Below are 13,711 nucleotides of genomic sequence, written 5' to 3' on the forward strand. Positions count from 1 at the left end.
GAGCCGCTTGCACAAAAATCATTCCGCCGACGCACTCACCGGTGTCACTTCGAAAGCCTCACCGGTTGCAAAGAAACTGCCGCCCGCCACGTAATGGCAGGTGCGCAATTCGGGATCGTCGCCGAAGTGCCAGCGGTTGTTCGAATACACGCGGCTGTCCGCATACGCGGCGACCACCTCGCCGATGATCATGTCGTGCCGCTGGCTATCGTCCGGAATCACCTTGCATTCCATCCACGTGATGCAGCCGGCCAGCATCGGCACGTCGATCTCCTGGGCCGGGAATGTTTCGAGCCCGAATGCGGAGAACTTGTCGAGTTCCGCGCCCGCGTTGGTGCCCACGGCGAGCGTTTGTGCGGCGAATCCGCGGCTCGGCAGTTGCAGGCCGAATACGCCGCTGCCCTCGATCAATTGCCGCGTCAGCGTGCGGCTGTCGACGATCACGACGACCTTGGGCGGATTGAAATCGAGCGGCATCGCCCACGACGCCGCCATCACGTTGGTGCGACCGCCGTGCGCGCTGGTGATGATCGTGACCGGCCCATGATTCAGCAATTGCGTAGCCCGCGACAACGCCACGGGTTCTCGGGTGACTTTCATACGTCCTTGTTTGCGTGAGACGGTAAGAGGGTAAAACGGCGACAGCGATCACGAAGATGGTAGCGGGACCGCGCCCGGAGGGCGGGAGAGCGCTCAGGGCGGCGACCCGCGAGCCGCCGCCCGGGGATCACTCAATCTGGGGCTTTACCGTTGGGCACGGCGTCCAGCGGCTTGTGCTGTTCTTCGCCGAGTCCGGGGAAGAATGCGTTCCATGCGGCGCGCACGCCCTGGGCCGCGGTGGCCTCTGCGCTAATCGATTCGGCCTCGCCCTCGGCGGCTTTCGATGGGTCTGCGGACAATCCGCGCCAGTGCGTGAACACCAGCAACGGTTTCTCGGTCCACACGCCCTCGCCGAATTTCGCAAACGCCGTGTCCCCGCTCGTCAATTGCACCTCGTACCAGCCTTCGTGAACAGGCGTGTGGGCGTCAAGCTCAAACCACGGGGTCGGTTCGATTTCCTTCATGTCGTCTCCGGTCAGATAAATCGTCAAGGTAGCTACAACAAAGGTTTGCTTCATGGCCCGCGCACCGGGCCGGCAACGTGACCGGCCTGACGCCTGTCATGCGATGTTGCGGTGCGGTATGCAGGGCATGATCTGCGCGACGTTCCGGCGAAAATCGGTTTCCCGGAACCGGCGCGCATAAGCGACACGATAGCGCGACATGGGGCGCGCGGACAAATTCAAAAGTGCAAGCAACGCCGCGGGGCGCTAGGGCGGCGCTCTGCGCGGTCAGCGTAGCCGGCGGGTTCGTACTTTCGACGCGCTTTGCGAGCGCGCTTCCTTCCTGCTCATATCGCGCGCCAGCGAGGCTAACGTGTGAACAGCAGGCGCAAGTTGTTCGGCGGCGGTATTGCCGTAGCCGATCACCAGCCCGTTCGTCGCCGGACCGGGATGCAACGCGAAGCTCGACAGCGCGCGCGGATTCAGCCCCTCAGCGCGCGCCCGTTCGACGAGGGTTCGATCGTCCAGAGCCGGCGGCAGCCGAAGCGTCAGATGCATCCCGCAGTCGCCGCCGAGAATCTGCGCCGGCGCGAAATGCGCGGCGAGCGCGTCGCGCAGCGCCTGCTGACGCTCGCGATACAGCCGTCGCATGCGCCCGAGGTGCCGCCCGAATTCGCCGCTTTCGATGAACCTCGCCAGCGCCAGTTGCTCCAGCCGATGCCCGCCGCGCAGCATCTCCTGCAACGCGACGGCAGTCCGTCCGGCAACCGCGCGCGGCAGCACCACGAAGCCGATCCGCAGCGCCGGAAACATCGTCTTGCTGAACGAGCCGACGTACAGAACCGGCGCATCGTCGACGAGACCCTGCATGCTGGCGATCGGCTCACCGGTATGACGAAACTCGCCGTCGTAGTCGTCCTCGATCAGCCACGCGCCGCTGCGCCGCGCCTGCTCGATCAACGCGAGACGACGCGCGACCGACAACACCGCGCCGGTCGGATACTGATGCGCGGGCGACGTGTAGATCAGCTTCGGCGGATGCGCAAGCCATGCGTCGGGCGCCACGGCCATGCCCTCGGCGTCGACGGGAACCGGCAGCATGCGCAGATCGCCGAGATTGAACGCCGCCTTCGCGCCGCGATAACCGGGATCCTCGACCCACGCGGTATCGCCGGGATTCGTGAAGAGCCGCACGCACAGGTTCAGCGCCTCCTGCGCGCCCTCGGTGATCACCACCTGCGCTCCTTCGCAACGCACGCCGCGCGCCATCCGCAGATGCGCGGCAATCGCGTCGCGCAACGCCGGTTCGCCCGTCGGCTCACCGTAGCCGAGCGCGAGGGGCAACGCGTGCTCCATCGAACGTTCGAGCGCGCGCCGCCAAGCGGTCAGCGGAAAGCGATCGAGCGCGGGCATACCGGGCGTCAGCGGGAACGTGTTGTCGGCGTGCGTACGGGTCGCCGCGAACTGGCCGACCCGCGTCGCGTACGCGACCTCCGGCGCGACGGCCTGCCCGGTCATCTCGCCATCGCGCACGCTGGAACCCGACAGCGGATTCACGCGCGTGCCTTGCTGATCGGCGATGACATAACCGACCGCCGCCAGGTGCTCGTACGCGATCACCACGGTGTTGCGCGACACGCCCATCTCGACCGCGAGCAACCTCGACGAGGGCAGCAGCGAGCCTGCCGGCAGGCGGCCGGTGAGAATCGCCTGCTGAAGCCGCTCGATCAACTGCTTTTGCAGCGGTGCGGGTTTTTGAGTGCTGCTGCCTAGGTTCGCTGCGTCGGCGGAACGGAGCAGCGGGCCGATGATCTCGATCATACTTGTGGACCTATCAAATCGATCATTCGTGGATCTTTTGAACATACCACGTTTGACGTATCGTTCTGTCATCGACGAATCGCCAACGGCCCTTTGCGGCCGACACGACAGGAGAGCAGTCATGGAAGTCAGACGTAACGAGTTCGACCAGCCGATCGGCACAGCCCTGCCAGGCTGGCACGGCGCACAGGCACCCGGCCGCGAGCCGCTGACGGGCCGCTATTGCCGGATCGAACCGGTGGACGTCGCGCGCCACGCCGAAGACCTCTACGACGCGTATCGCTCAGCCGCCGATGCTCGCGACTGGACCTATCTGGCGGTCGGTCCGTTCGACAGCCTCGCCGCCTATCGCGAACATCTGACGCGTATGGCGGCGTCGGCGGACCCGTTGCATCACGCGGTGATCGATCTCGCGACCGGCAAGGCGGTCGGCACGCTGGCGCTGATGCGTATCGATCGCGCGAACGGCGTGATCGAAGTCGGGCATGTCACGTACTCGCCGCGCCTGAAGCGCACGCGCATCGCCACCGACGCCATGTTTCTGCTGATGACGCAGGTGTTCGATCAATGGGGCTACCGTCGATTCGAATGGAAATGCGATTCGCTGAACGGGCCGTCGCGCACCGCCGCGCTGCGTTACGGCTTCACGTTCGAAGGCATCTTCCGGCAGGCGATCGTGTATCGCGAACGCAATCGCGATACCGCGTGGTTTTCGATTATCGACAGCGAATGGCCGGCGCTGCGTGCGAGCTACGCGCAGTGGCTCGATGCGGCGAACTTCGATGCGCAGGGCCAGCAGGTGGAAAAGCTGGTGGATCTGATTGCGCGTGAGCGCGGGGCCGCCGCTCGATAAAACGGAGCCACCGTCACGCGGATGGTCACTTCGCGTTGGCCGTCCGCCGCAGCAGGACGGTCGGCTTGCCTTTGTACGTCGTGTGACACTGCTCGCGGTATCCGCACTTGTGTGCGACGCGAATCGACGGCAGATTGTCCGGTGCAATGATGCAGGCCGTTTCGCCGCCCGGCCAGTTCGCGTCGGCCCAATCGAGCGCGGCGCGCACGGCTTCGGTCGCGTAGCCGCGTCCGTGCACCGACGGGTTGAGCGCCCAGCCGACTTCGGGCGTGCCCTGCAACGACGGCTCGATCTCGCGATGGTAGTCGGCGAAACCGACTTCGCCGAGGAAGCGCCCGCTCTGCGTTTCGCGCACCACCCAGTAGCCGAAGCCGAGCATCGCCCAATGTCCGGCATAGCGCAGCAGACGCGCCCACACCTCCTCGCGCGTAAACGGCTGGCCGCCGATATAGCGGATCACTTCGGGATCGGACCACATCGCATAGCTTTCGAGGAAGTCGTCGCGTGTGTGGGGGCGCAGGGTCAGGCGGGGCGTGGTGAGGGTGGTGGGCTGGGCGGGCATTGGCTGACGGACGGATGGTTAGCTGGATGGCTCAGAACGGCGCGGGATCGATGATCGCAGATTTCGTGCACGCCAGGCGTTTGTCGGCGGTGGCGGCTTGTTATTTGCGTGGCCGCCCCATGACAAGCCACCAGACTTCGCCCTACACTGCCAGCAGATGTCTGCGCGACCGGCTTCACATCGCCACGCCTGCCAACTCACCAACTCCCGCCGATGAAACCCCGCCTGCGCTACCTCAGCGCACTGCTCGTCAACGTCGCCCTCCCCTGGCTCGCTTACCGGCTCGCGTTCCCGCACTGGGGCTTGCAAGGCGGCCTGGTCGCATCGGCCCTCCCGCCGGTCGCGTGGATGACTTTGGACCTCGCGCGCTACCGTCATTTCGACGCGCTCAGCGCGCTCGTGCTGGCCGGCATCGCGCTATCGCTGATCGCACTGGCCGCAGGCGGCGATGTTCGGCTGAAGTCGCTCGAAGACCCGATGGTGTCGGGCATGATCGGCGCGTCGTTTCTGGTGTCGCTCGCGCTGCCGCGCCCGCTGGCGTTCTACCTCGCGCGCTCGACGATGTCGCGCGAAGATCCCCACAGCGCTCATCTGTTCGAGCGACGCTGGCGCGAGCGCCCCACGCTCGCCGCCTACATCCGCCTGATGACGCTCGTCTGGGGCATCGGCATGCTGGGCGAAAACATTCTGCGCAGCGCGATTGTCTGGCACTGGCCGAACGATCCGCGCTCGGCGCTCGCTTCCCGGCTTCTGAGTTACGCAGTCTACGGCGGGCTGACGCTCTGGACCTTCTGGTGCCGCAGGCTGATAAGACGCGACGCGTTGCGCTATCCGCCTGACGACGATCCCCCCGTGACGGGATAACGCACCCTCACGCCAGTTCAAGAAACCGCGCGAGACAAGGATTACGATTCGCCGGCGACCACGCCAGCACCTGCTCGATCAACGGCGCATCGACCAGCGGCCGGAACACCACGCCCGCGAGTTGCGCCTTGCGCATCGACGACGGCACCAGCGCAACGCCCACACCTTCATCGACGAGACTCAGCACGGTCTGCTGCAATTGCACTTCAAAGCGGATGTCCGGCTCGAAACCGCCCGAGCGGCAGTGTTCGAGAATGGTCGCGCGCAGGATCGGCGCGACTTCTTCCGATGCAAGCACGAACGGTTCGCCTGCCAGCTGGCCGATCTTCAAGCGCCGCGCACGCGCTCGCGGATGGTTGCGCGACAACGCCACGCACAGCGGCTCGGTGACGATGGTGCGGGTGGCGAGGCTCCGGTCGGGCACATTCGGAAACATGATGGCCGCGTCGATCTGACCGGCGAGCAGTTGCGCGGCCAGATCGTTCGAGACGACCTCGCGCAGATTCAACGCGACCTCGGGATAGGCGGCCCCGAACGCGCGCGCATAGCCGGGCACGACGTTGTACGCGGAGCACATCGTGAAGCCGATTGCGAGCTTGCCCGCGTCGCCGTGCGCGGCGGCTTGCGCGTTGCTACACGCCTGTTCGACCGACGCGAGAATTGCTTTCGCGTCGGCATAAAAACGCTCGCCCGCCGCTGTCAACGTCACGCTGCGCGGACTGCGCTCGATCAGCGTGACACCCAGATTCGACTCCAGCGCCGCGAGTTGCCGGCTCAACGGCGGCTGCGACAGATTCAGACGTGCCGCCGCCCGCCCGAAATGACGCGTCTCGGCAAGCGTCACGAAGTAACGCAGCGGCTTGATGTCGATCACTCAACCCCTCCCGGAATGACGATGCAAAAAAGGTATTGTCGAAGCCTTTAAACGGTATTTGATTGTATCAACGTAAGCCACTACGCTGGCGGCTCGCCAATCCGCTCACATTTTCTGCACCGATGTTCGCCACTCTCGAGATTCTGCTCCCCGTTTTCGGCCTGATTCTGGCGGGCTTTGCGTGCCGCCGCAGCGGCGTGCTCGGCCCGAATTCCGCGTCGGAGCTGAACCGGTTCGTGGTCTGGCTGGCGCTGCCCGCGTTGCTGTTCGACACGATGGCGCATGCCACCTGGCAGCAGTTGTATCAACCGGCGTTCGTCGCGGCGTTTTCGATTGGATGTGTAGTCGTATTCGCGCTGATTCTCGCGGCGCGCCTGATCAGCGGCCGCCATCTCGCCGACGCCAGCGTCGATGCGATTGCCGCGTCGTATCCGAACACCGGCTATATCGGCTTTCCGCTCGGTCTGATCGCGTTCGGCCCCGCGAGCCTCACGCCGAGCACGATCGCCACGATCATCGTCGCGTGCGTGCTGTTTGCGTTGGCCATCGTGCTGATTGAAATCGGCTTGCAGACCGAGCGCAGGCCGCACAAGCTCGGTCTGAAAGTGCTGGCCTCACTCGCGCGCAATCCGCTGATCGTATCGCCGATTGCAGGCGTGCTGTTCGCCAGCCTGCACGTCGCGCTGCCGGCGAGCGCGGAGACATTTCTGAAGCTGCTGATGGGCGCGGCGAGTCCGTGCGCGCTGGTGAGCCTCGGCCTGTTCCTCGCGGAAAAGCGACCGGCCGAACCAGGTGCGGGCGGCATCTCGCTGCTGCTGACCGGCGTCAAGCTGGTCGTGCAACCCGCGCTGACATGGTGGCTCGCAGCGCGCGTGTTCGGGCTGCCGTCGACGATGGTCGAGATGGCCGTCGTGCTCGCCGCGCTGCCCACCGGCACCGGCCCGTTCATGCTCGCGGAGTTCTACCGGCGCGAAGCGCACATCACGTCGCGCGTGATTTTGCTGTCGACGATCGGCTCGGTCATCACCATCTCGCTGCTCCTGATCGTGTTGGGCCATCACACCTGAACCCGCCGTTCACCGCCGTGCGCGGACATAGCGAAGGCTTCCCGCATCGCGCTATGCTTCGCTCACGGACCGCCCGGGTCCGCGTCCCTCTGATACGCGAAGCGCGTTCCGACCCGCCGTGCCCAAAGCCCGCCCTCCCCAACTCGACGACGACGCCGATGCCCGCTCGCTAGCGCGGCATTATTCGCGCGGGCTGCGCATCGATCCTCACTCGCATACGTGGGCGCAGGTGCTGTACGCGGTGTCGGGGGTGATGTGGGTCGAGGTCGGCCGCGAAGCGCTGGTCGTGCCGCCGCAGCGCGCGGTATGGCTGCCCGCGGGCACGCTCCATTCGATCCACATGATGAGCGACGTGGAGATGCGCAACATCTATTTCCACGAGCGCACAGTCGGACACCTGAGCCGGCGCAGCGACGTGTTCGAGGTCAACGGCCTGCTGCGCGAGCTGATTACGTCGATCGCGGAACACGAGGACAGTTGTGCCCGCGATCAGGTCTATCTCGACGCCGCCTACCGCCTTGCAATGCTGGAGCTCGCGCACGCACCGCGCTCGTCGCTGCGCATCGCGCTGCCCGACGCGTCGGACCGGCGACTCGAAGCGCTATGCCGGGCGGTGATCGGGAATCCGTCGATTGAAATCAGCTTCGAGCAACACGCGGCCTCCGCTGGCGCGAGCGTGCGGACGTTGGCGCGGCTCTTCACGCGCGAGCTGGGCATCGGTTTCGCGGAATGGCGGCGGCAGGTGCAACTGGCGGTAGCCGTGTCGTGGCTCGCGGAAGGACGGTCGGTGAGCAGCATCGCGCGGTCGCTGGGTTTTCAGCCGAGCAGTTTCAGCGACATGTTCCGGCGTGAACTCGGTGCGCCGCCGACCGGCTTCGATCCGGGCGGCACGTTGAGCGAGGCGGCTTCGGCCGGGCTGGCCGACTAGCCATTCCTTCCGTCCGCTTTGTCCGAAAATCGAAAGTCTTTGTCCTGATACCTTTTCGCCGGTCACCTAGACTGACGCTTAATTCACCGCACAAACACAGTCAATGCGGTCATTGCATCCAGCCAATTCCATCAGGAGCCACGCACGATGAAAGCGATTCAGTTCAAGTCTTCTGGCAGCCCCGACGTACTCGATTACGTCGATCTGCCCACTCCCCAGGCCGACGCGGACAGCGCGGTCGTCCGCATCGTGGCGGCATCGGTCAATCCGAGCGACGTAAAAAACGTATCCGGTCATTTCGAGCACACCACGTTGCCGCGCGTGCCGGGCCGCGACTTCAGCGGCGTGGTCGTGGACGGCCCGCAAGCATGGCTCGGCGCAGAAGTGTGGGGCACGGGCGGCGACATCGGCTTCACCCGCGACGGCACGCACGCCGAGTTCATCAAGATTCCGCTCACGGCGCTGTCGCGCAAACCGGCCACGCTGAGCCACGCCGCCGCGTCCGCGATTGGCGTGAACTTCGTGGTCGCGTGGCTCGGCACGGTCGAGTACGCGCATCTGCAAGCGGGCGAAACCATCGCGGTGATCGGCGCGGGCGGCGGCGTCGGCGGGGCGGTCGTGCAGATTGCGAAAGCGCGCGGCGCGCGCGTGATTGCCGTCGACCGTCATCCGCTCGATGCGGCTACCCCGGCAGGCAGGTTGATCGACGACTACGTTCCGTTCGACGAAAACGTCACCGACAAGCTGCGTGCGCTGACCCATGGCGAAGGCGCGGACGTGGTGTACGACACCGTCGGCGGGGTCGCCTTCGAGACCGCGCTGAGTCTCGTCAAACGCCGTGGCCGCGTGCTGGAGATCAGCGGAACGGGTAAGCGCCGTGTCGAGTTCGACCTGATCGATTTCTATCACAACGAGACACAGTTGCTCGGCGTGGACAGCGCGAAACTCGGCGTCGCCGAATCGGCCCCGCTGATGACGGCGCTGGTCGAAGGCTTCGAAAGCGGCAAGCTGACCGGGCCGGCGATCGCGCAGGAATTCCCGCTCGAACGGGCCCGCGACGCGTATCAGGCCGTGGCCGCCGGCACGCGCGGACGCGTCGTCATCCGTATGTAATGGCCAAAGCGAACGGCGGGCGTTACCTGTAACGAACCGCCTTCTCAAAGGGATACAACGAACATGAAAGCGTATCTGGTTTCGCTGGCTGCGGGCGTCGTGGTCGGCCTGATTTACAGCGTGATGGAAGTAAAGTCGCCCGCGCCGCCGACCGTCGCGCTGGTCGGGCTGCTCGGCATGCTCGCCGGGGAGCATCTGATTCCGTTCGTGCGGACGTGGTTCGCGACGGGCCTTCATTGAACACGGCGACGATGCCGCGTTGCATGCCCGCCCGCTGAAACCCGCCGTCGATCGCACTGAACCTCGGCGGCGATCCGCTCTCCAAACTCGCGGCTTTTCCATCCACGGTGCTCACACGCTAAGATTGAGCCCCGCCGGTTCGCTCACCTTGCGCGCTACGCACAGGTGCCCAGCCCGGCCACAAGAAAAGCATTGCCTCGGAGAATCGGATGTCTGAAGAATACGAAGTGCACGGTCTGCACGACCATGCGGTTGAACACGCCGGTCATCACGACGCGGACCCGTTTGCGAGCCGCATGGCCGTGATGACGGCGATCCTCGCGACGATCGGCGCGCTGTGTGCGTACCAGAGCGGCAACGCCGAAAATCTGGCGCTGTTCTACAAGAACGAAGCCGCGATCAAGAAGACCGAAGCGTCGAACCAGTGGAACTACTATCAGGCCAAGGGCGAGAAGGAAAACCTCGCGGAACTCGGCGCGGCATTGTCGGCGAACAACAGCGACGCGCACACCAAATTTCTCGCCGACGTCGATAAATACAAGCAGCAGAAAGCGCCGATCCGCGCGAAGGCCGAGGAGATCGAGAAGGAAGTGCTCGATAACGACGCCCACAGCGAAGCGCTGCTGCACGGCCACCATCGCTGGGCGCAGGCCACGCTGCTGATCCAGGTCGCGATTGCGCTGTGCGCGATCACGCTGCTGACGCGCAAGAACTGGATGCGCAACCTGTCGTTCGGTGTGGCGGCAGCGGGCGTGGTCACCGCCGCCGTTGCGTTTTTCGGCCTGTGACGCGTCACGCGGATAACGACGTGCGCGCGCCGCTGCTTTCCGCGTGGCGTCATAGGTCCGACATAAGGAGTGTGCTGTGATCGATGGTTCCGCCGTTCTAGGCGTTTTCTCCGTGTACATCGCCGGTGTCGTGATTCCCGGTCCGAACTTCGTCGCGGTCGCGCACAAGGCGGCGTCGGCGACGCGACTCGAAGCGCTCGCCGTGGTCGCGGGCATCGTGCTGGTCAATCTGTTCTGGGCGAGTTGCGCGATTCTCGGCGTGGGCATCGTATTCGCCGCGTTTCCGTGGCTCGCGCTGGCGGTGAAAGTGGCCGGCGCCGCTTACCTGATCTGGTTCGGCGGACGGTTGATCTTCAACGCGTCGGCGGGAAAACCGGCGCCGAGCGTTGACGCGCCCGCAGGCGGCTTCCGTCAGTCGTTCGCTCAAGGCTTCGCGACCAATATCGCGAACCCGAAATCGATGGCGTTTTTCGCCGCCGTGTTCTCGTCGGCTGCACCGGCGCATGTGAGCGTCGGCACGTTTGCCGCGATGCTCGGCATGGTCTGCGTGACGGCGGGTAGCTGGTACGGCTTTGTCGCGCTGACGCTGTCGCATTCGCGAATCGCATCGGCGTACCGGCGCAGCAAGGCGTGGGTCGACCGGATATGCGGCGGGTTGATCGTCGCGTTGGGCGTGCGTCAACTGATCCGCTAGTTGACGCTACGCGGCTGCTTCAGATGCGGCCGCGTTTCAATGCTCGAGGTCGCCCACGCGTTCGAGCAGCAACTCGCGCTCGCGAGCGTTGCGCGTCATCGATGCGGCGCGCTCGAACTCGGCGCGCGCTTCGTCCAGCCGGCCCAGCTTGACCAGCAGATCGCCGCGCACGCTCGGCAACCAGTGGTAGTTGGCGAGCGCGGCATCGTCGGCGAGCGCATCGGCGATGTCCAGACCGGCTGCCGGGCCGAACGCCATCCCCACCGCCACCGCGCGATTCAACGCGACCACCGGCGACGGTGTGACTTGCAACAGCGCGTCGTATAACGCGACGATCTGCACCCAGTCGGTATCTTCGGCACGGCGGGCGCGCGCATGACACGCGGCCAGCGCGGCCTGCAACGCATACGGACCACCCGCGCCGCCTAGCGCATACGCGTTGCCGAGTGCGGCGAGACCGCGACGAATCAGCAGCGGGTCCCAGCGGCTGCGGTCCTGATCGAGCAGCAGCACCGGACGCCCCTGCGCGTCGGTCCTCGCACGCGTGCGCGACGCCTGAATCTCCATCAGCGCGACGAGGCCGTACGCTTCGCTCTCGTCCGGCACCAGACCGCTGAGCACGCGCCCCAGCCGCAGCGCCTCCTCGCAGAGCGCGGGACGCATCCAGTCGTCGCCGGCGGTCGCCGAATAACCTTCGTTGAAAATCAGATAGATCACCTGCAGAACCGACGCGAGACGCGGCGCGCGCGCGTCCGCCTGCGGCACATCGAACGGCACTTTCGCCGCCGACAACGTGCGTTTGGCGCGCACGATTCGTTGCGCGATGGTCGGCTCGGGCACCAGGAATGCGCGGGCGATTTCATCGGTGGTGAGGCCGCCGAGCAGGCGCAGCGTCAGCGCGACCCGCGCATCCGTCGACAGCACGGGGTGACACGCGGTGAACACCAGCCGCAGCAGATCGTCGCCGATGTCGTCGGCCCGCGCGGCATCGAGCGCATCGACGAAATCGGGGACGAGATGCGCCTCCTGCGCGTCGAGATCGTGACCCAGCTCTTCGCGTTTGCGCGCATGCAGCGCTTCCTGGCGCAAGCGGTCGAGCGCGCGGTTCTTCGCGGTCGCCATTAGCCATGCTCCCGGATTGTCGGGCACGCCCGCGTCCGGCCAATGTTCGAGCGCGGACACCAGCGCGTCCTGCGCCAGTTCCTCGGCAAGCCCGACATCGCGCACGATCCGCGCGACGTGGGCGATGACCTTGGCGGATTCGATCCGCCAGACTGCCTCGATGGCACGATGGGTGGCCAGTACCGTCACAGCCTAGCCTGTCACCTGAGCGGCCGCCTGAGCCGCTGCGTGCGCGTCCGGGTCCATATGGATCAACTCCCAGATGTGGCCGTCGATGTCCTCGAAACCGTGCCCGTACATGAAGCCGAAATCCTGCGGCGCGCGCGGCACGGAACCACCGGCGGCGAGCGCCTTCGCGACCAGCGCATCCACCTCGCCACGGCTTTCGCACGACAAACCCACCAGCGCCTCGGTGCTCTCACGCGGATCGCAGAGCGCCTTGCGCGTGAACGACCCAAACAGATGCTTGACCAGCAGCATCGCGTAAATGTTGTCGCCGAGGATCAGACACGCGGCCTGCGCATTGGTGAATTGCGGATCGAAGCGGAAGCCGATCGCGCTGAAAAACGCTTTCGAGCGGTCGAGATTGTCGACGGCGAGATTGACGTAAATCTGCTTGTGCATGATGGAGTCCTTTGAGCGCGTGCTGAATCGGGGCACCGTTTGCTGGCAACGCTATTCGCGTCGCGTCGCTTCAAGATCGCGAAACCGTTCGATCTCCGGGCCGGACTCGAAGTCGTCGAGCTCAAACAACTGACGCACCTCGATCTCCCCATCGGCGCCTTCGCCGAACGGCGCAGGAAAGCGCCGCGCCCACTCCATGGCCTCCTCGCGTGAGCGCACCTGAATCAGCGTGTAACCGGCGAGCAGTTCCTGGGTCTCCGGGAACGGCCCGTCGACCACCGTGCGCTGGCCGCCGCTGTAGCGAATGCGCCAGCCCTTCGAACTCGGCTGCAATCCGGTGGCGTCGAGTAGCACGCCGGCGTTCGCCAGTTGCTGGTGATACGCGCCCATTGCCGCAATCAGCGAGACGTCGGGCATTTCGCCGGCTTCACTGGCGGCCGTCGCTTTTACGAGGATCATGAAACGCATCGCCACTTCTCCTTGTCGTCGTGAGGTGAGGAGCCGCGTTCTCTGGCTGGCCCCTTACTCACACGACGAGCGGCGCGCAGCCGGATCGACACCCAAATCGGCCGACCAGGCAAAACCCTTAAACCGATCGCCCTTTAAAGCGCGACTTCAGATGAAGCATGGCCCGACCTTGCGAACTTCGACGGTGCACCATGACGCCGCAGGACACGCCTGCGCGATCTCGACCGCTTCTTGCCGGGTTTCGCAATCGAGCAGGAAAAACCCGCCGATCATTTCCTTGGCCTCGGCGAAGGGTCCATCGAGCAATTTCGGCTGACCGTCGCGAACCTGCACGCGCACGGCGTCATTCTGGGAAACGAGCGATTCGACCGCCAGCAGCTTGCCGCGCTCCTTCAGACCGGCGGCAAAGTCGGCCATCTGGGCGTAGACCTCGCGGCCTTTCGCCTCGCCGCGTTCGATCCGTTGATTCGGGGGTTCGACGATGAGCAGCAGATAAGACATGGCGTCTCCAAATTGATCGCGCCGCTAAAGCGGACGTCGTGCAGGAGCCGGGCTATCTGTCGCCAATACGCCAACGACGGCGCCAAAAAAGACAACGACAGCGGCCAGGCGAAAGGCAGTCTAGCAAGCGCTTCTGGCTGCGGCAAACC

Annotated in this window: 17 protein-coding genes; 8 read left to right on the forward strand and 9 right to left on the reverse strand. The window is 65.3% G+C overall.

The features are described 5' to 3' along the window. Positions 1 to 18 precede the first annotated feature (18 nt). From BLS41_RS28325 to BLS41_RS28335, 3 genes are all read right to left on the reverse strand, one after another. On the reverse strand, positions 19 to 600 hold the full coding sequence (locus BLS41_RS28325; RefSeq protein ID WP_074770788.1) for a flavin reductase family protein: 582 nt from the start codon (positions 598 to 600) through the stop codon (positions 19 to 21). A 131-nt stretch (positions 601 to 731) separates the two neighbouring features. Next, on the reverse strand, positions 732 to 1,064 hold the full coding sequence (locus BLS41_RS28330) for a hypothetical protein (protein WP_074770789.1): 333 nt from the start codon (positions 1,062 to 1,064) through the stop codon (positions 732 to 734). 267 nt (positions 1,065 to 1,331) lie between these two features. Next, complete coding sequence (locus BLS41_RS28335; RefSeq protein ID WP_074770790.1) at positions 1,332 to 2,864, reverse strand: MocR-like pyridoxine biosynthesis transcription factor PdxR; 1,533 nt, start codon at positions 2,862 to 2,864, stop codon at positions 1,332 to 1,334. A 121-nt stretch (positions 2,865 to 2,985) separates the two neighbouring features. Between BLS41_RS28335 and BLS41_RS28340 the strand changes: the two genes are divergently transcribed. Continuing rightward, complete coding sequence (locus tag BLS41_RS28340) at positions 2,986 to 3,717, forward strand: GNAT family N-acetyltransferase (RefSeq protein ID WP_074770791.1); 732 nt, start codon at positions 2,986 to 2,988, stop codon at positions 3,715 to 3,717. A gap of 25 nt (positions 3,718 to 3,742) precedes the next feature. Here the strand turns inward: BLS41_RS28340 and BLS41_RS28345 are convergent, their stop codons facing one another. Then, positions 3,743 to 4,279, reverse strand: coding sequence for a GNAT family N-acetyltransferase (locus BLS41_RS28345; protein ID WP_074770792.1), 537 nt, complete (start codon positions 4,277 to 4,279; stop codon positions 3,743 to 3,745). Between the two features lie 213 nt (positions 4,280 to 4,492). Here BLS41_RS28345 and BLS41_RS28350 point away from each other — a divergent pair, with 213 nt between their 5' ends. Next, entirely contained in the window at positions 4,493 to 5,143 is a 651-nt protein-coding gene (locus tag BLS41_RS28350) for a VC0807 family protein (protein WP_074770793.1), read from the forward strand. A 7-nt stretch (positions 5,144 to 5,150) separates the two neighbouring features. Here the strand turns inward: BLS41_RS28350 and BLS41_RS28355 are convergent, their stop codons facing one another. Further along, positions 5,151 to 6,017 carry a LysR family transcriptional regulator gene (locus BLS41_RS28355; RefSeq protein WP_074770794.1) on the reverse strand — a complete coding sequence of 289 codons (867 nt, stop codon included), beginning with the start codon at positions 6,015 to 6,017 and terminating at the stop codon, positions 5,151 to 5,153. A gap of 122 nt (positions 6,018 to 6,139) precedes the next feature. Between BLS41_RS28355 and BLS41_RS28360 the strand changes: the two genes are divergently transcribed. The 6 genes from BLS41_RS28360 to BLS41_RS28385 all read left to right on the forward strand — a co-directional run bounded on the left by BLS41_RS28360 (position 6,140) and on the right by BLS41_RS28385 (position 10,847). Continuing rightward, on the forward strand, positions 6,140 to 7,084 hold the full coding sequence (locus BLS41_RS28360; protein ID WP_074770795.1) for an AEC family transporter: 945 nt from the start codon (positions 6,140 to 6,142) through the stop codon (positions 7,082 to 7,084). 118 nt (positions 7,085 to 7,202) lie between these two features. Then, positions 7,203 to 8,012 (forward strand): AraC family transcriptional regulator, encoded by an 810-nt coding sequence (locus BLS41_RS28365; protein WP_074770796.1) that lies wholly within the window; start codon positions 7,203 to 7,205, stop codon positions 8,010 to 8,012. Positions 8,013 to 8,159: 147 nt separating this feature from the next. Continuing rightward, positions 8,160 to 9,125, forward strand: a complete 966-nt coding sequence (locus tag BLS41_RS28370) for a quinone oxidoreductase family protein (RefSeq protein ID WP_074770797.1) — start codon at positions 8,160 to 8,162, stop codon at positions 9,123 to 9,125. A gap of 63 nt (positions 9,126 to 9,188) precedes the next feature. Next, positions 9,189 to 9,365 carry a DUF1427 family protein gene (locus tag BLS41_RS28375; RefSeq protein WP_074770798.1) on the forward strand — a complete coding sequence of 59 codons (177 nt, stop codon included), beginning with the start codon at positions 9,189 to 9,191 and terminating at the stop codon, positions 9,363 to 9,365. A gap of 209 nt (positions 9,366 to 9,574) precedes the next feature. Then, positions 9,575 to 10,153, forward strand: a complete 579-nt coding sequence (locus BLS41_RS28380) for a DUF4337 domain-containing protein (RefSeq protein WP_074770799.1) — start codon at positions 9,575 to 9,577, stop codon at positions 10,151 to 10,153. Positions 10,154 to 10,229: 76 nt separating this feature from the next. Further along, entirely contained in the window at positions 10,230 to 10,847 is a 618-nt protein-coding gene (locus tag BLS41_RS28385; RefSeq protein WP_074770800.1) for a LysE family translocator, read from the forward strand. 36 nt (positions 10,848 to 10,883) lie between these two features. Here the strand turns inward: BLS41_RS28385 and BLS41_RS28390 are convergent, their stop codons facing one another. The 4 genes from BLS41_RS28390 to BLS41_RS28405 form a co-directional block, all read right to left on the reverse strand. Continuing rightward, entirely contained in the window at positions 10,884 to 12,158 is a 1,275-nt protein-coding gene (locus BLS41_RS28390; RefSeq protein ID WP_074770801.1) for an RNA polymerase sigma factor, read from the reverse strand. Positions 12,159 to 12,161: 3 nt separating this feature from the next. Further along, a complete protein-coding gene (locus BLS41_RS28395; protein ID WP_074770802.1) occupies positions 12,162 to 12,593 on the reverse strand; it encodes a VOC family protein in 432 nt (143 codons plus the stop codon). A gap of 51 nt (positions 12,594 to 12,644) precedes the next feature. After that, complete coding sequence (locus BLS41_RS28400; RefSeq protein WP_074770803.1) at positions 12,645 to 13,061, reverse strand: YciI family protein; 417 nt, start codon at positions 13,059 to 13,061, stop codon at positions 12,645 to 12,647. A gap of 147 nt (positions 13,062 to 13,208) precedes the next feature. Further along, the gene (locus BLS41_RS28405) at positions 13,209 to 13,562 is read right to left on the reverse strand and encodes a YciI family protein (protein WP_074770804.1); all 354 of its coding nucleotides are present in this window, start codon (positions 13,560 to 13,562) and stop codon (positions 13,209 to 13,211) included. Positions 13,563 to 13,711 lie beyond the last annotated feature (149 nt).

Source organism: Paraburkholderia fungorum, from assembly GCF_900099835.1.
Classification (GTDB): Bacteria; Pseudomonadota; Gammaproteobacteria; order Burkholderiales; family Burkholderiaceae; genus Paraburkholderia; species Paraburkholderia fungorum_A.

Excerpts from the sequence above, each read along its gene's own strand:
- BLS41_RS28325 (WP_074770788.1), bottom strand. The coding sequence starts at position 600 with ATGAAAGTCACCCGAGAACCCGTGGCGTTGTCGCGGGCTACGCAATTG.
- BLS41_RS28330 (WP_074770789.1), bottom strand. The coding sequence starts at position 1,064 with ATGAAGGAAATCGAACCGACCCCGTGGTTTGAGCTTGACGCCCACACG.
- BLS41_RS28335 (WP_074770790.1), bottom strand. The coding sequence starts at position 2,864 with ATGATCGAGATCATCGGCCCGCTGCTCCGTTCCGCCGACGCAGCGAAC.
- BLS41_RS28340 (WP_074770791.1), top strand. The coding sequence starts at position 2,986 with ATGGAAGTCAGACGTAACGAGTTCGACCAGCCGATCGGCACAGCCCTG.
- BLS41_RS28345 (WP_074770792.1), bottom strand. The coding sequence starts at position 4,279 with ATGCCCGCCCAGCCCACCACCCTCACCACGCCCCGCCTGACCCTGCGC.
- BLS41_RS28350 (WP_074770793.1), top strand. The coding sequence starts at position 4,493 with ATGAAACCCCGCCTGCGCTACCTCAGCGCACTGCTCGTCAACGTCGCC.
- BLS41_RS28360 (WP_074770795.1), top strand. The coding sequence starts at position 6,140 with ATGTTCGCCACTCTCGAGATTCTGCTCCCCGTTTTCGGCCTGATTCTG.
- BLS41_RS28370 (WP_074770797.1), top strand. The coding sequence starts at position 8,160 with ATGAAAGCGATTCAGTTCAAGTCTTCTGGCAGCCCCGACGTACTCGAT.
- BLS41_RS28375 (WP_074770798.1), top strand. The coding sequence starts at position 9,189 with ATGAAAGCGTATCTGGTTTCGCTGGCTGCGGGCGTCGTGGTCGGCCTG.
- BLS41_RS28380 (WP_074770799.1), top strand. The coding sequence starts at position 9,575 with ATGTCTGAAGAATACGAAGTGCACGGTCTGCACGACCATGCGGTTGAA.
- BLS41_RS28395 (WP_074770802.1), bottom strand. The coding sequence starts at position 12,593 with ATGCACAAGCAGATTTACGTCAATCTCGCCGTCGACAATCTCGACCGC.
- BLS41_RS28400 (WP_074770803.1), bottom strand. The coding sequence starts at position 13,061 with ATGCGTTTCATGATCCTCGTAAAAGCGACGGCCGCCAGTGAAGCCGGC.
- BLS41_RS28405 (WP_074770804.1), bottom strand. The coding sequence starts at position 13,562 with ATGTCTTATCTGCTGCTCATCGTCGAACCCCCGAATCAACGGATCGAA.